The sequence below is a fragment of the Variovorax sp. SG517 genome (assembly GCF_013376045.1).
Classification (GTDB): domain Bacteria; phylum Pseudomonadota; class Gammaproteobacteria; order Burkholderiales; family Burkholderiaceae_C; genus Variovorax.
On record NZ_JABMJG010000007.1, the window covers coordinates 383,322 to 402,432 of the forward strand.

Genomic DNA, 19,111 nt, shown 5'->3' on the forward strand with positions numbered 1-19,111 from the left:
ACAGCAAACGAAAGAAGCATCCGTCATGAACAAGCGCCGACTCGGGCTGCTCACCGGCACCCATGCCGTCAACGACCTCTACCAGGGCCTCGTGCCCGCCCTGCTGCCCTTCATGGTGCTGGAGCGCGGCTATAGCTACACGGCAGTCAGCGGCCTGATGCTGGCGGCCACGGGTCTGTCGAGCGTGGTGCAGCCGCTGTTCGGCCTGTACGCCGACCGGCATCCGCGCAGCTGGCTGGTGCCCACGGGCTTCCTGGTGGCCGCGCTGGGCGTGGTGCTGGCGGGGCTGAGCCAGAGCTACCTGCTGACCTGGATCGCGATGGCGCTGTGCGGCCTGGGCATCGCGGCCTACCACCCGCCGGCCACGGTGGCTGCGCGCGCGGCTGGCGGCGGCTCGCAGAAAGCGATGAGCGTGTTCTCGGTGGGCGGCACCATCGGCGCCTCGTTCGCGCCGGTGCTGGCGGCCACGGCCGTGGGCGGCGGCAGCCTGTCGCGCAGCTACCTGCTGGGCGCGCCGGCGCTGGCGATGGGCGTGGTGTGGTTCGTCGTGAGCGCGCGGCGCGGTGCGGCCTCGGGCAGCGCGGCCGCGGCGGCACGCAAGGCCGGCGACCACCTGATGAAGCCGCACAACGACTGGCACGCCTTCGGGCTGCTGGTGGCAACCATCGTGGGCTGGTCGATTCCGTACGTCACGGTGATGTCGATGCTGTCGCTGCGCATCACGCGCGACCTGCACGGCTCGGCCTTCCAGGGCGCGGCGGCGCTTACCGCGTTCACGGCGGCGGGCGCGGTCGGCACGCTGCTCGGTGGGTGGCTGGGCGATCGCATCGGGCGCATGGGCACGATCCGCGCGGGCTACCTCTTCGCGCTGCCCTCGCTCGCGGGCATCGTGCTCGCGCCGAGCGCCGGCTGGGCGCTGGCCTGCACCGGGCTCTTCGGCCTGTGCATGTTCCTGCCCTTCGCGGCACAGGTGACGCTCGCGCAGGACTACCTTCCGCGCAACCCGGCCACCGCCAGCGGCATCGCGCTGGGGCTGGCGCTGTCGGTGGGCGGGCTGGTGTCGCCGCTCTTCGGCATGCTGTCGGACGCGCGCGGCCTCGGCGTGACGCTGACGGCGGTGCTCTGCGTGCTGTGCGCCGCGGCGGTGATGGCGCTGCGCCTGCGCAACCGGACGCCGCAGGCCTTGCCGGCCGAAGCCGAGGGGGCTGCCGCCTGAACACGGGTTCCCCGGGGGGCCAGTCGGCTTCACGCATGTTCGCTGCCAGAATCGGGCGAGAACCGACAAGGAGGGGACTGCGCCATGAATCGATTCCGGAGTTGCCTGATGGGAGGCGCCATGGGCGGCGCATTGCTGGCACCGGCCGCCTTCGGCGCCCCGCCCGCGGCGCCGGCCACACAGGCAGCCCCCGCACCGGTGGCGCCCGCGCCGGCAGATCCCGCCGCCGGCATCCGCGAAGTCGAAGCCGCCGTGCGCGCCTGGGCAGCAGCCTGGTCCGCTCGGGACGTGGCGCGCTACCTGGCGGCCTACGCACCCGACTTCGCCCCGCCGCGCGGCCAGGACCGCAAGGCCTGGGAGGCCGACCGCCGCGCGCGCATCGAGGACAAGGCCGTCATCAACGTGGGCATCGAAAGCCTCGTCATCAGTGTCCAGGGGCAATCGGCCAGCGCCACCTTCGAGCAGACCTACAGCGCCGACAAATTCCGCGAGAAAGGCCGCAAGACGCTGGAGCTGCAGCGCGTTGGCAACCGCTGGCTCATACGCAAGGAAAGCGCCGGCTGAAGGGCCGCCACGCAATTGCCCCTGTAAGGCGAACGGTTCATGGAGATGTCACTACTTGCAACGATGCTGCAGCCTTCGTTTCCCCAAAGCTGTGGCTGCCATGTTTCCCACCAAGACCGACAAGGCGCGCAACGAACTCCAGGGCGGACAGCGCACGCTCACCCAGCGCGAACGCGCCCTGCTGCTGATGGCCGACGGCCGGCGCTCCCTGACCGACTTCAGTCCCCTCTTCCCCAACCGCGACGAAGCCGAGCGGACGATCCAGGCGCTGATCGACAAGGGCTACCTGCAGGGCACGAAGGCCGCGGCGGCGGAAGCCGAGCCCCCCGCGCAGCCCGCGCCCTCGCCCATTCCCGCCGCCGAGCCGATCCAGGTCGCCACCTCCGCCGACACCTTCGACGGCAAGCGTTCGCTGGCGACAACGCGCATGTTCCTCTTCGACATCTGCGAGCGCATGTTCGTGCGCCGCGACCCGAAGTTCGCGCTGCAGATGCGCGACGCCCTGCGCGAGGCGCGCGACCGCGAGGCCATGCTGACCATCGCCGCGCTGATGCTCACCGAGATCGAGAAGACCGCCGGCGTGGAGCGCGCCGAGTCGCTGCGAGAGCGCATCGACCGGCTGCTGCCGCCGGCCGAAGTGATTCACTGAGGACCTCGATGGGGGCGGCCGTCGCCCCAGCCTGTGACACCATCGCCGGGTGAATTCCCCGCCTCCCGTCTCCACCTCGTTGTCCGCACGCCTTCGCGGCTGGGCCAGGCGCCTCAAGCGCGATGGCGTCACGCTCTGGTTCGCCTGCCGGCACGCCGCCACGCCGTGGTACGCCAAGGCGCTCGGCATGTTCGTGGTGGCCTATGCGCTCAGCCCGATCGACCTGATTCCCGACTTCGTTCCAGTGCTCGGCTACGTCGACGACGTGCTGCTGCTGCCGGGGCTGATCTGGCTCACGATCCGGCTGATTCCGGCGCCGGTGCTCGCCGAATGCCGCGAGCGGGCCGATGCCTGGATGCAAAGCTCGGGCTCCAGGCCGACCAGCCGCTGGGGCGCCGCACTGGTCGTGGCCGTGTGGATCGCCGCGGTCGCGGGGGCGTGGTACCTGTGGGCACGTTGAGGGCGGCAGGACAAATCCGCCGGCCGGGCTGCCCGATCAACTACACTCGCCCGGGTCAGGAGAGAGCCCCGCAAGCCGGGGCCGCCGAAGGCGCAGGGGGCTATTTCCCCCGAACGCTCAGGCAAAAGGACTGACGAGGCGCCGGTGAAAACCGGCGTTTCCTTGCTGGAGAGAGGCCGCCGCCACCAACCGAGGCAGCGGCCCACCGAAGGAGCAAACCCCGATCGTGGGGCGAATCTCTCAGGTAAAGCGGACAGCAGGGGTGGCCCATGGCTTGCGTCATGGATTTCGACTGCCCCTTTGGAGTGCCCCGTGGCCGCTTCCTCCGCATCCGCTACCGAACTTCTCAAGACGCCGCTGTACGACCTCCACCTGGAGTTGGGCGCCCGCATGGTGCCCTTCGCCGGCTATTCGATGCCGGTCCAGTACCCCGCCGGCCTGATGGCCGAACACAAGCACACGCGCGACGCAGCCGGCCTGTTCGACATCTCACACATGGGCCAGCTGCGCCTGGTCGGCCCCGACGCCGCTGCCGCCTTCGAGACCCTGATGCCCGTCGACGTGATCGACCTGCCCGCCGGCAAGCAGCGCTACGGCCTGCTGCTGAACGACGAGGGCGGCATCCTCGACGACCTGATGTTCTTCAACGAGGGCAACGGCTCGATCTTCGTGATCGTCAACGGCGCCTGCAAGGTGGCCGACATCGCCCACATCCAGCAGAAGATCGGCTCGCGCTGCGAGGTGCGCCCCCTGCCCGACCACGCGCTGCTCGCGCTGCAGGGCCCGCAGGCCGCGGCCACGCTGGCGCGGCTGTCGCCCGGCATCGAGCGCTTCGTGTTCATGACCGGCGGCTCGGTGCAGATCGGCGGCATCCCGGCCTTCGTCACCCGCAGCGGCTACACCGGCGAAGACGGCTTCGAGATCTCGGTGGCCGCATCCGACGCCGAACGCCTCGCCCGCCTGCTGCTGGCCCAGCCCGAGGTCAAGCCCATCGGCCTGGGCGCGCGCAATTCGCTGCGGCTCGAAGCGGGCCTTTGCCTCTACGGCAACGACATCGACACCACCACCACGCCCGTCGAGGCCTCGCTCAACTGGGCGATGCAGAAGGTGCGCCGTACCGGTGGCGCGCGCGAAGGCGGCTTTCCGGGCGCCGCGAAGATCCTCGCGCAGCTCGCCGCAGCCACCGCAGGCGCGGCCGGCCACACCGACCACGACACGCTGAAGCGCAAGCGCGTGGGCCTCGTGGCGCTGGAGCGCATTCCGGTGCGCGACGGCACGGTGCTGCAGTCCTTCGAAGGCCAGGACATCGGCCTCGTCACCAGCGGCCTGCTCGGCCCCACGGCCGACCGCTGCATCGCCATGGGCTACGTGGCCACCGCCTTCGCCGAGCCCGGCACGCGCGTGCAGGCCATCGTGCGCGGCAAGCCGGTGCCGATGGAAGTGTCGACCATGCCCTTCGTGCCCACCCGCTACTACCGCGGCTGACCGGCTAGGCTCTGCACCCCCGATCCATTTTTTCCACGAGGAGTTTTTCCACCATGAGCATCAAGTACACCAAGGACCACGAATGGGTGTCGGCCGAAGGCGACGCGGCCACCGTCGGCATCACCGTGCACGCGCAGGACGCGCTGGGCGACGTGGTGTTCGTCGACCTGCCCGAAGTCGGCAAGACCTTCGCCCAGGGCGAAGTCGCCGGTGTCGTCGAATCGGTGAAGGCCGCCGCCGACGTGTTCATGCCCGTCTCGGGCGAGATCACCGAAGTGAACGAAGCGCTGCGCGCCGACCCGTCGCTGGCCAACAGCGACCCGCTGGCCGCCGGCTGGTTCTTCAAGGTCAAGCTGAGCGATCCGGCGCAGCTCGACGCGCTGCTGGACGCGGCCAGCTACGACAAGTTCGCCGCCGAATCCTGATGCGCTGCTGAAAGCCGGCGACCGGGTACGGGTGACGCGAGGGTTTCTCGTCATCCGGATCCGGCTCCCGCTCCCGTACTCCTCTCTTGCCCCATCCCATCGCCATGTCAAGCCACGCCCTCCCCACCCTGCAAGAACTCGAGAACGCCGAAGAATTCATTGCCCGCCACATCGGCATCGATGCGGCGGACGAGGCGCGCATGCTGCCGGCGATCGGGTCGGAAACGCGCGCGGAGCTCATCGACGGCATCGTGCCCGCCGCCATCCGCCGCTCGAAGCCGATGCGCCTGCCCGCGCCGGTGACTGAAGCCGATGCGCTGGCCGAGCTGAAGGCAATGGCGTCGAAGAACAAGGTGTTCCGCAACTTCATCGGCCAGGGCTACTACGGCAACCACACGCCGGGCGTGATCCTGCGCAACATCCTCGAGAACCCCGCCTGGTACACCGCCTACACGCCCTACCAGGCCGAGATCTCGCAGGGCCGCATGGAAGCCCTGCTCAACTTCCAGACGATGGTGTGCGACCTCACGGGCATGGCCATCGCCAACGCCTCGATGCTCGACGAAGCCACGGCCGCCGCCGAGGCCATGACGCTCGCCAAGCGCAGCGTGAAGAGCAAGAGCAACGTGTTCCTCGTCTCGGGCGACTGCCACCCGCAGACCATCGAAGTGATCAAGACCCGCGCCGCGCCGCTGGGCATCGAGGTCAAGGTGAGCACCGTGTCTGAAACGCTGCCCCACCTGATGGTCAGCGGCGCCTTCTTCGGCGTGCTCGCGCAGTACCCCGCCACCACCGGCCACGTGCACGACCTGCGCCCGCTCGCGGGCCATGCGCACCAGTGCGACGCGGCCTTCATCGTCGCGGCCGACCTGCTGGCGCTGACGCTGCTGGCGCCTCCGGGCGAATGGGGCGCCGACATCGTCTGCGGCACCACGCAGCGTTTCGGCATGCCACTTTGCAACGGCGGCCCGCACGCCGCCTACCTGGCCTGCCGCGACGAGTTCAAGCGCTCGCTGCCGGGCCGCCTCGTGGGCGTGAGCGTCGACACGCACGGCCAGCCGGCCTACCGCCTCGCGCTGCAGACGCGCGAGCAGCACATCCGCCGCGAGAAGGCCACTTCCAACATCTGTACCGCGCAGGTGCTGCCGGCCGTGGTGGCCAGCATGTACGCCGTGTACCACGGGCCCGACGGCCTCACGCGCATCGCGCAGCGCGTGGCCGCGCTCACCGCGGTGCTGGCCAAGGGGCTCTCGCAGATGGGCCGCGAGCCGGTGAACGCCACCGCATTCGACTCGCTGACCATCCGCACCGGCGAAGACACGCAGGCGATCATCGAACGCGCGCAGGCCGCCGGCGTCAACCTGCGCCAGCGCCTGCAGCAGCACCTGGGCATCTCGCTGGACGAGACCAGCACGCGCGCCGACGTCGAAACGCTGTGGGCCCTGTTCGCGCCCGCCGGCACGCAGGCGCCGCGCTTCGACGACCTCTCGGGCAGCACCGTGCCGCTGATCCCCGAAGACCTGCGCCGCACCAGCGCATTCCTCACGCACCCGGTGTTCAACACCCACAAGAGCGAGACGGCGATGCTGCGCTACATCCGCAGCCTGTCGGACAAGGATCTGGCGCTCGACCGCAGCATGATCCCGCTGGGCAGCTGCACCATGAAGCTCAACGCGACCAGCGAGATGATCCCCATCACCTGGCCCGAGTTCGCCAACATCCACCCCTTCGCGCCGGCCGACCAGCTGCAGGGCTACGCCCAGCTCGACGCCCAGCTGCGCGCCTGGCTGTGCGAGGCGACCGGCTACGCGGGCATCAGCCTGCAGCCCAATGCGGGCTCGCAGGGCGAGTACGCGGGCCTGCTGGCCATCAAGTCCTTCCATGAGGCCAAGGGCCAGGGCCATCGCAACATCTGCTTGATCCCCTCTTCCGCGCACGGCACCAACCCGGCCAGCGCGCAGATGGTGGGCCTGCAGGTGGTGGTGACGGCCTGCGACGCGCAGGGCAACGTCGACATCGACGACCTCAAGCGCGCCTGCGAGAAGCACAGCGCCAACTTGGCCGCGGTGATGATCACCTACCCCAGCACCCACGGCGTGTTCGAGACCCGCGTGAAGGAGCTGTGCGAGCTGGTGCATGCGCACGGCGGTCGCGTGTACGTGGACGGCGCCAACATGAACGCGCTGGTCGGCGTGGCCGCGCCGGGCGAGTTCGGCGGCGACGTGAGCCACCTGAACCTGCACAAGACCTTCTGCATCCCGCACGGCGGCGGCGGGCCGGGCGTCGGCCCCGTCTGCGTGGTCGAAGACCTCGTGCCCTACCTGCCGGGCCATGCCACGGCCGGCGTACCTTCCAACGGCGTGGGCGCGGTGTCGGCCGCGCCGCTGGGCAATGCGGCGGTGCTGCCGATCAGCTGGATGTACTGCCGCATGATGGGCGCCAAGGGCCTGCAGGCCGCGACGGAGACGGCCATCCTGAGCGCCAACTACATCAGCGCGCGCCTGAAGGACCACTACCCCACGCTGTACGCCAGCCCCAACGGACACGTCGCGCACGAGTGCATCCTGGACCTGCGCCCTCTGAAGGACACCAGCGGCGTCACCGCCGAGGACGTGGCCAAGCGCCTGATCGACTACGGCTTCCACGCGCCCACGCTGAGCTTCCCCGTGCCCGGCACGCTGATGGTGGAACCCACCGAGAGCGAGCCGCTGGCCGAGCTCGACCGATTCATCGACGCGATGATCGCCATCCGCGGCGAGATCCGCCGCATCGAGGAAGGCGTCTGGCCGAAGGAAGACAACCCGCTCAAGCACGCGCCGCACACGGCCGCGAGCCTGCTGGGCAGCGAGTGGAGCCACCCGTACTCGCGCGAACTCGGCGCCTTCCCGCTGGCCGCGCTCAAGAACGCCAAGTACTGGCCGCCCGTTGGCCGCGTCGACAACGTCTACGGCGACCGCAACCTGTTCTGCAGCTGCGTGCCGGTGAGCGAGTACAGCGAGGAAGCCGAAGAGGCCTGAACGGGAAGGAGGCCGCGAAGGCGCGACCTTCTACGGTGAGGGTTCGCGGCGGTAGGCCGCCCACTTCACCGTCAGGATGTCAGCGGCGATCTTCGCGGCGTTGACGCCCGCATAGGCTTCGGACGGGTCGAACTGGAAGGCCTCCCGGTACCGGTTGATCTGCGCGTAGTCCGGGTCGATGGTCATCGGGCCCATCAGCTCGGCGGGGTCGGTGCCCGCCGGAAGCGCGAGGAATTTCTCCGAGTCGGTGGCACTCTGGTAGAGGTCGACGCTCATCAGATTCATACGGTTGTCCTCCGGAGCTTGGTTTCGGCAACCAAGCCTCCGCGACAACCGCGGGGCATGCAATCGGTGTGCGCCTACACGGCGCGCCGGAAGAACGCCCGCAGCCTCAGGGCCAGTGTCGGGGCTGCTGTCAGTCAGGGCTGCTTCTTCTTCACCACGTCCCCCGTGGCGATCTGCTCGCGGAAGGCGCGCATGCTGGCCTTCACCTTGCGCTCGTTCTCCAGCCCCATGCGCACCATGATCTTCTGCCCCGCGGACATTGCTTCCAGTTGCGGATCGGCGTACTCGTAGCGCACCCACGGTCGCTGGGACGGGACGTCGCCCTTCACCTCGACCAGCCGCACCTGCACCGGACCGGCGGGCTCGGGCGCCTGCAGCAGGTGGTCGATCACGGCGACGAGCCTGTCGTTGAAGTAGCGCCCCGGGTAGCCCAGTTCTTCATACGCATGCTGGAAGAGCGGATAGAGCCGGGCATAGGCCTTGGCCGCCTTCGCCGGATCGACGGACCCGGCAAACAGCACCATGGCGTTGTAGCGCGCCGCGTTGTTGGCGGCAATGACCTGCTTGTCGCCCTGCCCCGAGGTGATGAAGCGCTGCTTGGTCTGCTGCACCGGCCATGCGCTCGCTGGCGCCTGCTCGCGCGCGAGGTTGTCGACCGTTGCCACGAAGCGGCGCACGATGCCGTCGAACTGCAGGAAGTCGGCCACGTTCTTGCTGCCGAACAGGTCGACCAGGGCCTTCATCACGCGCGTGTCGGCGTCGGTGGCGTTCGCGAGCCCCGCGTCGGGCACCGCGATCCCGTCCATCGGGTTTCGCGGTTCCAGGGATTGGGGTGCGGGCGCGGGTGCCGGCGGGGGTGGCGCTCCGTCGTTCGGCGCCGCGGCCACCGGCGTGGCTTCGGGGGCCTGCTGCTGCTGGTACCAGCGCCAGCCGAAGAACGCGGCCGCGAGCAGCACGAGCACGGCGACGACGATGCTTCCTATGGGCGTTTCGCGGCGAGGCCTGAACTCGGGGGTGTCGTGGGTGTCGCTGTCTTGCATGAGGGCGTTTCCTTGTGCGGTGATGTCGTCAGGAAGGCGAGCAGCTGGCTATGGTGCACCAGATCAGGTCGCAGCCGGACCACGTCGTCGTAACGCCCTGTGACGCAGCGGTCACGCGGAAGTTCAGTCAGCTCATTCCGGCGCGCTCAGCGACTGCAGCCACGCCAGCGTGGCCTGCAGCTCCGCCGGGCGGATCTCGTGCGCGCCCGGAAAGTCCGTGCCCGACAGCGCCAGCGGCAGCGTGCGCGCCAGCTCACGCGTGGCCTGTGCGGCGCTCGGCGGAATCACGTTGTCGGCGCTGCCATGGCTCACCCACAGCGCCTTGCCCTCGAAAGCCTCGGGCGGCGCGATGTGCGGCACCACCTGCGGCAGCAGCCGGCTGTGCCACACCAATGCGGCACGCACGCTTTCAGGCTTGGTCAGCAGCAGCGACAACGCCATGATGCCGCCCTGGCTGAAGCCGCCGACCACGATGCGCTGCGCCGGCACGCCGAGCTGCTGCGAGGCCGAGGCGATCATCTCGCCCACGAGGAAGCGGCTTTCGCGCTCCTGCTCTTCGTCGATGCGGCGCTCGCCGCCGGGCAGCACGTCGAACTCGAACCACGCGTACGAGTCGGGCGACAGCACGTACGGCGCGCGCAGGCTCAGCACGTGGAACTGAGGAGGCAGCATGCGCGCCAGGCCGAACAGGTCCTGCTCGTTGCTGCCCACGCCGTGCATCAGCACCAGCAGCCACGGCTCGCGGACATCGGGTTGTGCGCCTTGCGCGAGGAACTTCAAGGGCAAATGCAGTTGCTGGGTCATTGGCCTTCTTCTTTCTTTCGTTCGTTCTTTTCTTTTTTGTTCAGCGAAACCCTCGCGCCAGTTCGCGCGTGAGTTCGGCTGCAGGAATCTCGCGGCAGCCGGTCGCGTTCTGCCCCGACCACAGCGGGGAGAAATCGCCGCTGCCCTGTGCCTCGGCCTTGGCGCGCAGCGGCGCGATGGCGGAGGTGGCCAGCGGAAACTCCGGCGCCGCCGCGCCGATGGGACCGAGATCGCGCATCACGCGGTTCACGATGCCGCGCGCCGGCCGGCCGGTGAAGAGGTTGGTGAGCGCCGTGTGCCTCGCGGCCTTGCCCTTGAGCGCCGCGCGATGGATCGCGCTGGTGGTCGCCTCGGGCGTCAGCATGTAGGCCGTGCCGATCTGCACGCCCGCCGCGCCCATCGCCATGGCCGCGGCCACGCCGTTCGCATCCGCGATGCCGCCGGCCGCGATCACCGGCACCTTGACCGCATGCACGAGCTGCGGCAGCAGCGCGAAGGTGCCCAGCTGCCGCGTCAGGTCGTGCGACAGGAAGTGGCCGCGATGCCCGCCGGCCTCCAGCCCTTGCGCGATGACGGCGTCCACGCCGCGCGCCTCGAGCCACTGCGCCTCTTCCACCGTGGTGGCCGAGGCCAGCACCTTCGCGCCCCAGCCGTGCACCCGCGCCATCAGCGCCTCGGGCGGCAACCCGAAATGAAAGCTCACCACCGGCGGCTTGAACTCCGCCAGCAGGTCGGCCACCTCGGCACTGAACGGGTTGCGGCCCGGGCCGGCGGGAATGCCCGCCGCATCGATGCCGTACTCGGCGTAGTACGGCGCCAGCGCGGCGCGCCAGGTCGCCTCGCGCTCAGGGCTGGGCTCGGGCGGCGTATGGCAGAAGAAGTTGACGTTGTAGGGCTTGCCGGTGCCCGCGCGGATGGCGGCGATTTCGCTGCGCAGGGCATCGGTGCTCAGCATCGCTGCCGGAAGCGAACCGAGCCCGCCTGCGTTGCTGACCGCGATGGCCATCGCGCTGCCCTGGATGCCGGCCATCGGGGCCTGGATGAGGGGGATTTCCGTGCCGAGGAGTTGTTGCAGCGTGGTCATTCGGAGGCGCTCCTTTTGTCGAATGCCGGTGATTCTCCGGCCAAGCCGGAGGTCGCCGCGGCAACAGGGTCATCGCCCCGCGTCACCGATCGCCCGGAGAGCCTCGCGTGGGGACCGTTCAGACCGTGCAGCGATCCGGACACGGCGCGGCGCCGGCAGCTGCCGTCGATATCGAGCCGCTACACCGTCAGCATCTCGGCGGCCATCAATCGCAGGTTCTGCACAGCCGCCCCCGCGGCGCCTTTGCCCAGGTTGTCCAGAACCGCGCCCAGCACGATCTGACCTGTGCGTTCATTCCACGCAACGGCCAGACTCAGATCGTTCGAGCCGTTGTGGACCTGCGGGTCCAGCTCTGTCATCGGAATGGCAGACGACATCGGCAGCACGTGAACGTGCGCCGCATCGCGGTATCGCTGCGCAAGGCATTCGTGGATGCGCGTACCCGAGACATCGGATGGAAGCATTCGCGCGTGCAATCCGATGGTGAGCACGATGCCCTGCCGGTAGCTGCCATAGGCCGGCACGAAGATGGGGCGCTCCGTCAGGCCGGCGTAGGTCTCTATTTCCGGCACATGCTTGTGCTCGAGTGCAAGGCCGTAAACCTTCAAGGAATGCGCTCCAGTCCCGGCCTCGTGCGCTTCCGCCCCCGCCCTGCCCTGACCGGAATAGCCCGAGACGGCATGAATGACAAGCGGATAGTCAGCAGGCAGGAGGCCGGCATCCCTCAACGGCCGCAGCAGGGCAACCGCAGCAGTGGGATAGCAGCCCGGATTCGTGACCCGTGCTGCCGAGGCAATGCGTTTGCCTTGCCGTGCATCGAGTTCGGGCAGGCCGTAGACCCAGCCCGGGCTGGTGCGGTGAGCCGAACTGGCGTCGATCACGCGCACCGAGGGGTTCTCGATCATCGCCACCGCGTCGCGCGCCGCTGCATCGGGCAGGCAAAGGATGGCGATGTCGCACTCGTTGAGAGCGGCCCGTCGGGCGGCCGCGTCCTTGCGCAGGTTTGCCGGCAATGTGCGGATGCGAAATTCCCCACCCCGGAGCCGGTTCTGCAGGTCAAGGCCGGTGGTGCCCTGATCGCCGTCGATGAAGATGCTGAGGTTCATGGAGCGCGATCGTAGGCATCCGGCCTCGATGGCTCCAGCTAAATATATGGAACCCAGGATTAAGAAAAGTTAAATTTGCGCCATGCGAGAACTGAGCCTCGATCATCTGCGCACCCTTGTCGCCATTGCCGACCTTGGCTCCCTGGCCAACGCCGCGCGCGCCCTTCACCTGGCGGCCCCCACGGTCACCGTCCAGATCGCTGAACTGGAGTCGCGCCTGGGCGGCCAGTTGCTCGTTCGTGGACGGGGGCCCGCGCAGGCAACCGCCCTGGGAGAACGGTTCATTGCGCGTGCCCGCAGGCTGCTCGCCGACGCGGACGAAGCAGTGGAGGACGTCAAACGCCAACTCGCGGGCCAAACGGGCCGCGTGCGGGTGGGTGCCTCGACAGGTGCCATTGCGCACCTGCTGCCGCCCGCGCTTGGACGCCTCGCCCGCAACCATCCCGGCATCGACGTGAACGTGCAGGTGCTGACCTCCAATGAAAGCATGACCCGGCTCGCCGCAGGCAGCCTGGACCTGGCGGTCGTGGCGCTGCCGCAGGCGCCCGTGCGGGGCGTCCATGTCACGCCCCTGCGGCGCGAGGCGGTGGTTGCCTTCCTGCCGGCGGAGTGGAAGGCACCGAGGCGGCTGACTCCACAGTGGCTGGCCCAGCAGCCGTTGATCATGAACGACTCCTCCACGCGTCTCTACAGGCTTACCGCGGAGTGGTTCTCCGCGGCCGGCGTCCATTGCCGGCCACGCATCGAGCTCAACTACAACGACGCGATCAGGACACTGGTCGCCGCGGGCTATGGAGCGGCGCTGCTGCCGGAGGAATCGCACGAGAGCGCGCGCGACCCTCGCATCACCGTGCGTCCGCTCAGCCCGGCTCTTTGGCGGCAACTCGGCCTCGCGGTCAGCGACCGGGGGGCCAGCGGACCGACGCGTTTCGTCATGAACGCCTTGCTGCCTGAAAAGAGCTCCGCTGGCGGCTGAGTCGGATGCCCGATGTGCCGGCCCGCCGCGGCACAACCCGCCCCGGGCCGCCCGTTCATGGATTTCCGGCAAAGGCTGCCCGGGTTTTTCGGGACGAGCTGGATGCCCTCTCGCCTTCGTCCTTACTCTTCGCTCGTCCACTCCACGCGCACACCCAGGCTGCGCAGGTTCTCAACGAAGCGCGGATGCGCGCGGCGGATCGGCGCCGCGTTGCGGATCTCCGAGCGGCCCTCGATGCTCGCCGCCACCATGAAGAGCGCTATCGCCACGCGGATGATGTAGGGGCTCTCGACCACCGCGGGCGTCAACGGATTGCCGCCGAAGGTGATGAGCCGGTGCGGGTCGGACGAGAACACGTGCGCGCCGAACTTCGAGAGCTCGCCCGTCCAGCCCAGCGCGCCGTCGTACACCTTGTTCCAGAACATCGCGTTGCCCTCGGCGCGCACGCCCAGCGCAATGAAGATCGGCAGCAGGTCCACCGGAAAGTAGGGCCACGGCGCCGCCTCCACCTTGGTGAGCACATTGCTCGTGAAAGGCGTCTGCACCTTCAGCGGACCGCTGCGCACGGCGCGCGACCAGCCGTCCTCGTGCACGATCTGCACGCCGAACTTCGCGAAGGTGCGGTCCAGCAGCGGAAAGTTTTCCGGCGCGCTGTTGCGCACGACCACGTCGCCGCCCGTGATGGCGCCCAGCGCCAGGAAGGTGGTGATCTCGTGGAAGTCCTCGTCGAAACGGAACTCGCCGCCCTTGAGCGTGCCGCCGCCGTGCACCGTGAGCCGCGAGGTGCCGATGCCCTCGATGCGCACGCCGATCATGGCCATGAAGCGGCAGAACTCCTGCACGTGCGGCTCCGAGGCCGCATTGGTCAGCGTCGAGGTGCCGTCGGTGGCCGCAGCGCACAGCACGAAGTTCTCGGTGGTCGTGACCGAGGCGTAGTCCAGCCAGTGGTCGGTGGGCGTGAGCCTGCTCTTGCTGCGAACCAGCAGCGAGCCCTCGGTGCGCTCCACCTCGCCGCCGAAGCGCTGGAACACCTCCACGTGCGGATCGATCTCGCGCACGCCCAGCGTGCAGCCCTTGACGTTGTCCTCCAGCCGCGCCACGCCGAAGCGCGCCAACAGCGGCGGCACCAGCATGATCGACGAGCGCATCTCCTCCGGCAGCCGGTGGCGCGAAGCGTCGAAGGCCGTCTCGCGGTGGTGCAGCTCGAGCGTGCCCGTCTCGTGGTCCATGCGCACGTCGCTGCCCAGGGTGCGGAAGATGTCGAGGATCTTGCGCACGTCGGTGATGTCGGGCACGCCATGCAGGCGCAGCGGCTCCCAGGTGAGCAAGGTGGCGCAGAGCACCGGCAGCACGGCGTTCTTGTTGGCGGAGGGGGTGACGCGGCCACGCAGCGGCGTACCGCCGTGCACGATGAGGTTGGACATGGAGGAAGGCGAGAGGAAACGGGGGCGCGGGAGCGGTGGAGAAAAGGTCCGGAAACAGTCCGAAACCGGAAGCGACGACTTTACCGTCTGGAAGCGGCACGAAAGGCGCCGAAGTTGTAAGAACTTCAAAGCAGAAGCCGCTGAAATAACAATTCTTTCGCGTTACATGCGGATGATTTACGGGCCGACTCGCGACGAACTTGTTACTCCCCCGTCCTGCCGCTGCCCGAATAGATTGGTTGCCTCCGCCAGCCACCCAGCCCCGCTGGCAAGCCAACCTCGAAAGGACAAGACAAATGAGCCACGCTTACACCGGCGGCTGCGCCTGCGGCGCCATCCGCTACGAAATTCCGGCCGAGCCGATCTTCCAGAACCATTGCCAGTGCCTGGACTGCCAGCACAAGAGCGGCACCGGCCACGGCTCGTACCTCAGCTTCCCGCGCGGCGGCACGAAGCAGACCGGCCAGGCCACGCTGTGGGACATGGTCGGCGACAGCGGCAACGTCAAGACCCGCGCCTTCTGCCCCACCTGCGGCTCGCCCGTGTACATGACCTATGCGGCAATGCCCGACGTCATCACCGTGCATGCGGCGAGCCTCGATGACCCCAGCCGGTTCAAGCCGCAGGCGGTCACGTATGGCGTGCGCGGGCATGCGTGGGATTTTCTGGATCCGGAGCTGGTCAAGTTCGACAAGATGCCCACAGCCTGAGGCGAGGGACAAGGAAGGCGCGATCCGCTTGCACTCGGGCTGCGCCAGCTCCATGACTTTGTGCACTTATCGCGGCGCGAAGGCCACTTCGACAATGCGTCGCCATGTCGTCGAACCCGCCTTCGCCATCGTCCGTCTACCCACGCATCAGGACCGCTGATTTCCTCCAGTCGGTCCAGCCCAGGCTCGACGAGATCGAGGCATTGGGCGGCGATCGCGAGGCGCAGACGCCCGTGGCCTATCCCTTCGCCGGCGACAGCGGCCTGCTGGTGACCTATGCGTTCGACACGCCGACCCAGTTCATCACCTTGACGAACGAAGGCATGGCGAGTCTGGGGCTGACCCCGGAGGAGCTGCATGTCCGGGCGGTCGACAACATGCTCGCGAAAGTGCTGCCCCAGCTCGGCACGCAGGACCTGGTGCTCTACAAGGCCCTGGTGTCCGGCGGCGACTTCGAGGTCTGCATGCTGCTTGTGCCGGGCCTTTGGCAGGAGTTGACCAACGACTTCCAGGGTGAACTGCTCACGGTGGTCCCGAGCCGCAACGTCATCTACTTCATGGACAGCAAGGCCAGCTTCGAGGCTTCGGGCGAGACGATCGGCCCCGGGCAGATCCTGGGGCTGATGTGCGCTGCGGCCGGAAAGATCAGGGCCGAAGCCGGCCCGCACGGCTTGTCTGAGAAGGTGCTGGCCCTCACCCCGGACGGCTGGCATGTGCGCGGCAGCTTCGCGGATCCTGCTTCATCGCTGAGCAACGACTGAGACATGCGGAAGAAGACGGAGCCCCCATGCGCCTGATCCAGCACAAGAACCATTCCCGACCGGAGGAACTCATCGCTATGCATCCGGACAGGGCGCCGTCGAGGCGCGCATGCCTGGGCGCACTGTCGCTGACGATGCTGCTTGCAGGTATCGCCGGGTGTGCATCTTCAAGAGGTACCTCGAACGACGATGCATCCGTGGCGAATCGTCCCCGGCGCGACGAGTGGAACGAGAGGGAGGAGCGCGAAAAGTGGCAGGAGGAAAAGCGCAGGGACGACGAATACAAGAGCCGGCGCGAGAGCAGTCAGCGAGAGAAGGAGCAGCAGATGCAAGCGTTCAAGGAGCAGATGAAAAAAGACGCGAAGGAGCAGCGGCGCATCGAAGCCGACCCTAGGGAGAGGGCCGCCAGGGATCTGAAGAACGAATTCCAGCGCAAGTACGGCCCTCTGCGCTGAGGCCGCCCGCTGTCTGCTTCCAAGGCATCGAGCCGGGGCGAGTCCGACTCTCGTCAGCCTGCCTCGCTCGCCTCTTCCTTCGCGGGCCACAGCTGGATTTCCGAGGCCTCCACAAAACCGTAGCCCTTGCGGACGGCCAGAAGCGCAGGTTCGAGAATCATCTGGTAGTCGGACGCGAATGCCTCGATGTCGTCGCCGCCGGGGTCTTCGTCCCAGGCGAAGATGAGCGCGCGGCGGTGCTTCTGCAGCAGCTCGACCAGCAGCCCTGTCTTCTCGGGCGGCACGTAGCCGCCGAGCGAGTAGTTGAAATGGATGGTGGTCCGCATCTTCTCCTGAAGCATCGGGAAGTCACGGAGCAGATCGGCGAACAGTGCGGCGGGCGTCTCGAAGACGTGCGATACGTCCACGCCGATGCGTTCGAACAATGCGGTCGGCCAGACCCGCCCCCGGCTCTGCCAGCTCGGCAGCACCTGCGCCGCGAGGTTGACGATCTCGTAGGAGATCGAGCCCACGAGTTCGCTCGCCGGTTCGGGCCACATGAAGCCTTCGGCCTCGATCTCGGTCGTGGTGTCTTCCCGGCATTCCCAGATGTGCCGCCACTGCTCGAGGCGGCGGCGCATCCGGTCCCGCAAGGCATCGGGAGTCATCGCCTCGTCCGGGGCGCCCTCTTCGGGCGGCAGGTGCGCGGCCAGCGGATAGAAGCCATCGAGCACGGCGAGAGCCTCGGGTCTGGCATCGGGCCGGACGAGATGGCGCCGCGCGTCGAGCTTCGCGAGCATGCGCAACGCCACCGCATCGACGGCCGACTTGCCGGCGGCGATGTCGCAAGCTTCGTAGGCCGCCAGCTCGCGCAGGGCCTCCTCGGCGTCGTCGGCTTCGATGTAATAGGGACGCCCCCAATGCGCCTGGTACGCGTCGAAGCCGGGAATGCCGGTGCCGCCGAGCGGCTGTGAGAACGACGCCCCGGGCGGCACGCCGGCGCGCTCGCGCACTGCCTTCTCCTGGCCGGCGTAGATGGCGCGCTGCAGGTTCACGAGGCGCTTGCACCAGGCGCCTGCATGGTGGGCCACGAGTTGCCGGCGGGCTGCGTCGCGCACGACGTCATCCAGCCCATCCGTGGTGGCTCCGCGCACGTACGGAACAAGGCGCTCCCGGATGAGGCGCACATCCACGGCAAGGTTGCTGACGTCATAACCCATTGCTTCTTCCCTTTCGTTGTCGAGCTTCGCGTCCGCGGATGGCATCCGCGGCACCGGCGCGCGATTCTGGAAGAAAAGGCACTCCCTGCCATCTGACGAAAGTCATTCATCTCATCCGGCTGCCGCGGATGATCGTCTTGTCGGATCAACAGAAAGTTGCAATAAGAAATGGAGTTGCGCGAATACCGGGGACAGTTCAGCATCCCCGGCACTCCCACCCCAACAACCAGACACGGAGACCCGAATGAGAAAGCTCAAGATCATGGAGCACATATCGCTGGACGGCGTGATCCAGCCGTCCGGCGAAGACGGCTTTCCCTACGCCGACTGGACCGCGCCCTATCGGACCCCGGCCGGGCGGGACGAAGTCCTTGCCGCGCACGGCGCGCGCTTCGACCTGCTGCTGGGCCGGCGCACCTACGACATGTGGTCGGACTACTGGCCGAAGGCGCCTGGCGGTCCGATGGCCGATGGCCTCAATGCGGCAACCAAGCATGTCGTCACCCATCGTCCGGAAAGCCTCGCGTGGGGGCCGTCCGTGGCCGTCGGGCCCGACCTAGTCGAAGGCGTGCGGCGCATCAAGTCGCAGGCCGGATCGGACCTCGTTCTCTGGGGCAGTTCCACGCTGACCTCGACGCTGCTCGAACACGGGCTCGCGGACGAAGTCGTGCTGATCGTCTATCCGGTTCTCGTGGGTACGGGCAAGCGCTTCTTCGCCGAGGGAACGCCGGGACGCGCCTTCGAATTCGTCGGCACGAAGACGACGCCGTCCGGGCTGCTGATCAATACCTACAGCTTCGCCGGCCCGTTGAAGGCGGGCTAGCCCGCCAGTGCCTCGCACTGGACTTCGATCCGGGCGTGAAGCAGGCCGAGCGTCGCGGACAGCAGCCGCTGCAGCGAATCGCGCTGGCTCGCTTCGAAGAGCGGGGCGGGGTCTGCATCGGACGCGGCGGCGTCGCGCCGGTCTTCGTCCCAGCCGAGCAGCTGGACCAGCGTTTGCGCGCCTTGCACGATGTCGCGGGCGTCGTTCAGGAATTCGGCCTGGCTCCGACCGGAGGAATCGAGCCGGTCGCCCTGCACCCATTCGAAGGGCTTGAACTGGGCCGAGGGGCGATACGAAGCGCTGGCGGCACGGGTGCTCGTGCCGGCGTCATTTGAAGAAGCATTGGCCATGTGTGGGCCTCCCAAGGATGTCGATTTGCAGAAACCGACGCTCTCGCTTCCAAACGAGGGCGGCAGCTCGAACGGGTTGGAAGACCGGGACATCCTTGCGGAAACCGGCAGGGCGCGAGCCCTCCCGTCCGAGCCGCCAAAAGTTGGCGCGCGAACGAAAAAGCCGCAGACCATGTGCGGTAGTGAACTGACCCCAAGAAGTTGGACAGTTAGAAGCTAATGGCACAAGGCCTGAGTTCGGTACTGTACTGGGCTCAGGCCTTTGAGTTTGAGCTTGA

General features: G+C 68.1%; 21 protein-coding genes and 2 riboswitches. Of the genes, 12 read left to right on the forward strand and 9 right to left on the reverse strand.

Annotation, left to right across the window (positions count from 1 at the left end; genetic code table 11):
* Window positions 1–25: 25 nt before the first annotated feature.
* The 7 genes from FHT32_RS23010 (at window position 26) to gcvP (ending at window position 7,816) form a co-directional block, all read left to right on the forward strand.
* Window positions 26–1,216 carry an MFS transporter gene (locus tag FHT32_RS23010; protein WP_176666916.1) on the forward strand — a complete coding sequence of 397 codons (1,191 nt, stop codon included), beginning with the start codon at window positions 26–28 and terminating at the stop codon, window positions 1,214–1,216.
* Between the two features lie 84 nt (window positions 1,217–1,300).
* Window positions 1,301–1,780: a DUF4440 domain-containing protein gene (locus tag FHT32_RS23015; RefSeq protein ID WP_176666917.1), complete on the forward strand. Its 480-nt coding sequence runs from the start codon at window positions 1,301–1,303 to the stop codon at window positions 1,778–1,780.
* A gap of 100 nt (window positions 1,781–1,880) precedes the next feature.
* The gene (locus tag FHT32_RS23020) at window positions 1,881–2,429 is read left to right on the forward strand and encodes a hypothetical protein (RefSeq protein ID WP_176666918.1); all 549 of its coding nucleotides are present in this window, start codon (window positions 1,881–1,883) and stop codon (window positions 2,427–2,429) included.
* A 79-nt stretch (window positions 2,430–2,508) separates the two neighbouring features.
* Window positions 2,509–2,889, forward strand: a complete 381-nt coding sequence (locus tag FHT32_RS23025; protein WP_176666919.1) for a YkvA family protein — start codon at window positions 2,509–2,511, stop codon at window positions 2,887–2,889.
* Between the two features lie 46 nt (window positions 2,890–2,935).
* Window positions 2,936–3,032: riboswitch (glycine riboswitch) on the forward strand.
* Between the two features lie 12 nt (window positions 3,033–3,044).
* A riboswitch (glycine riboswitch) is annotated at window positions 3,045–3,156 on the forward strand.
* 45 nt (window positions 3,157–3,201) lie between these two features.
* Window positions 3,202–4,374 carry a glycine cleavage system aminomethyltransferase GcvT gene (gcvT, locus tag FHT32_RS23030; RefSeq protein WP_176666920.1) on the forward strand — a complete coding sequence of 391 codons (1,173 nt, stop codon included), beginning with the start codon at window positions 3,202–3,204 and terminating at the stop codon, window positions 4,372–4,374.
* A gap of 53 nt (window positions 4,375–4,427) precedes the next feature.
* The gene (gcvH, locus tag FHT32_RS23035; RefSeq protein ID WP_093201071.1) at window positions 4,428–4,799 is read left to right on the forward strand and encodes a glycine cleavage system protein GcvH; all 372 of its coding nucleotides are present in this window, start codon (window positions 4,428–4,430) and stop codon (window positions 4,797–4,799) included.
* A 104-nt stretch (window positions 4,800–4,903) separates the two neighbouring features.
* Window positions 4,904–7,816 carry an aminomethyl-transferring glycine dehydrogenase gene (gcvP, locus tag FHT32_RS23040; RefSeq protein ID WP_176666921.1) on the forward strand — a complete coding sequence of 971 codons (2,913 nt, stop codon included), beginning with the start codon at window positions 4,904–4,906 and terminating at the stop codon, window positions 7,814–7,816.
* A gap of 30 nt (window positions 7,817–7,846) precedes the next feature.
* Here the strand turns inward: gcvP and FHT32_RS23045 are convergent, their stop codons facing one another.
* The 5 genes from FHT32_RS23045 to argC form a co-directional block, all read right to left on the reverse strand.
* A complete protein-coding gene (locus tag FHT32_RS23045) occupies window positions 7,847–8,101 on the reverse strand; it encodes a hypothetical protein (RefSeq protein WP_176666922.1) in 255 nt (84 codons plus the stop codon).
* A gap of 134 nt (window positions 8,102–8,235) precedes the next feature.
* Window positions 8,236–9,141 carry a DUF3014 domain-containing protein gene (locus FHT32_RS23050; RefSeq protein ID WP_176666923.1) on the reverse strand — a complete coding sequence of 302 codons (906 nt, stop codon included), beginning with the start codon at window positions 9,139–9,141 and terminating at the stop codon, window positions 8,236–8,238.
* 132 nt (window positions 9,142–9,273) lie between these two features.
* Entirely contained in the window at window positions 9,274–9,945 is a 672-nt protein-coding gene (locus tag FHT32_RS23055) for an alpha/beta hydrolase (RefSeq protein WP_176666924.1), read from the reverse strand.
* A gap of 40 nt (window positions 9,946–9,985) precedes the next feature.
* Window positions 9,986–11,029 (reverse strand): nitronate monooxygenase family protein, encoded by a 1,044-nt coding sequence (locus tag FHT32_RS23060; protein WP_176666925.1) that lies wholly within the window; start codon window positions 11,027–11,029, stop codon window positions 9,986–9,988.
* A 179-nt stretch (window positions 11,030–11,208) separates the two neighbouring features.
* On the reverse strand, window positions 11,209–12,135 hold the full coding sequence (gene argC / locus FHT32_RS23065; RefSeq protein WP_176666926.1) for an N-acetyl-gamma-glutamyl-phosphate reductase: 927 nt from the start codon (window positions 12,133–12,135) through the stop codon (window positions 11,209–11,211).
* An 82-nt stretch (window positions 12,136–12,217) separates the two neighbouring features.
* Here argC and FHT32_RS23070 point away from each other — a divergent pair, with 82 nt between their 5' ends.
* Entirely contained in the window at window positions 12,218–13,111 is an 894-nt protein-coding gene (locus FHT32_RS23070; protein WP_176666927.1) for a LysR family transcriptional regulator, read from the forward strand.
* 122 nt (window positions 13,112–13,233) lie between these two features.
* Here FHT32_RS23070 and FHT32_RS23075 read toward each other — a convergent pair whose 3' ends face one another.
* Complete coding sequence (locus FHT32_RS23075; protein WP_176666928.1) at window positions 13,234–14,535, reverse strand: UDP-N-acetylglucosamine 1-carboxyvinyltransferase; 1,302 nt, start codon at window positions 14,533–14,535, stop codon at window positions 13,234–13,236.
* Between the two features lie 296 nt (window positions 14,536–14,831).
* On the opposite strand from FHT32_RS23075, the gene FHT32_RS23080 reads away from it, so the two are divergent.
* From FHT32_RS23080 to FHT32_RS23090, 3 genes are all read left to right on the forward strand, one after another.
* Window positions 14,832–15,245 carry a GFA family protein gene (locus tag FHT32_RS23080; RefSeq protein ID WP_093306684.1) on the forward strand — a complete coding sequence of 138 codons (414 nt, stop codon included), beginning with the start codon at window positions 14,832–14,834 and terminating at the stop codon, window positions 15,243–15,245.
* Between the two features lie 104 nt (window positions 15,246–15,349).
* Entirely contained in the window at window positions 15,350–16,006 is a 657-nt protein-coding gene (locus FHT32_RS23085) for a hypothetical protein (RefSeq protein WP_176666929.1), read from the forward strand.
* A gap of 26 nt (window positions 16,007–16,032) precedes the next feature.
* Window positions 16,033–16,461, forward strand: coding sequence for a hypothetical protein (locus tag FHT32_RS23090; protein WP_176666930.1), 429 nt, complete (start codon window positions 16,033–16,035; stop codon window positions 16,459–16,461).
* 53 nt (window positions 16,462–16,514) lie between these two features.
* Here FHT32_RS23090 and FHT32_RS23095 read toward each other — a convergent pair whose 3' ends face one another.
* Window positions 16,515–17,660, reverse strand: a complete 1,146-nt coding sequence (locus FHT32_RS23095) for a hypothetical protein (RefSeq protein ID WP_176666931.1) — start codon at window positions 17,658–17,660, stop codon at window positions 16,515–16,517.
* Window positions 17,661–17,904: 244 nt separating this feature from the next.
* Here FHT32_RS23095 and FHT32_RS23100 point away from each other — a divergent pair, with 244 nt between their 5' ends.
* The gene (locus FHT32_RS23100; protein ID WP_176666932.1) at window positions 17,905–18,483 is read left to right on the forward strand and encodes a dihydrofolate reductase family protein; all 579 of its coding nucleotides are present in this window, start codon (window positions 17,905–17,907) and stop codon (window positions 18,481–18,483) included.
* On the opposite strand, the gene FHT32_RS23105 is transcribed toward FHT32_RS23100, so the two are convergent.
* Window positions 18,480–18,833 carry a hypothetical protein gene (locus FHT32_RS23105; protein WP_176666933.1) on the reverse strand — a complete coding sequence of 118 codons (354 nt, stop codon included), beginning with the start codon at window positions 18,831–18,833 and terminating at the stop codon, window positions 18,480–18,482. The two genes, FHT32_RS23100 and FHT32_RS23105, sit on opposite strands and share 4 nt — an antisense overlap.
* Before the next feature lie 216 nt (window positions 18,834–19,049).
* Window positions 19,050–19,111 (reverse strand): IS3 family transposase (locus FHT32_RS35470; RefSeq protein WP_371132171.1); only part of this gene is annotated, 62 nt, incomplete at its 5' end.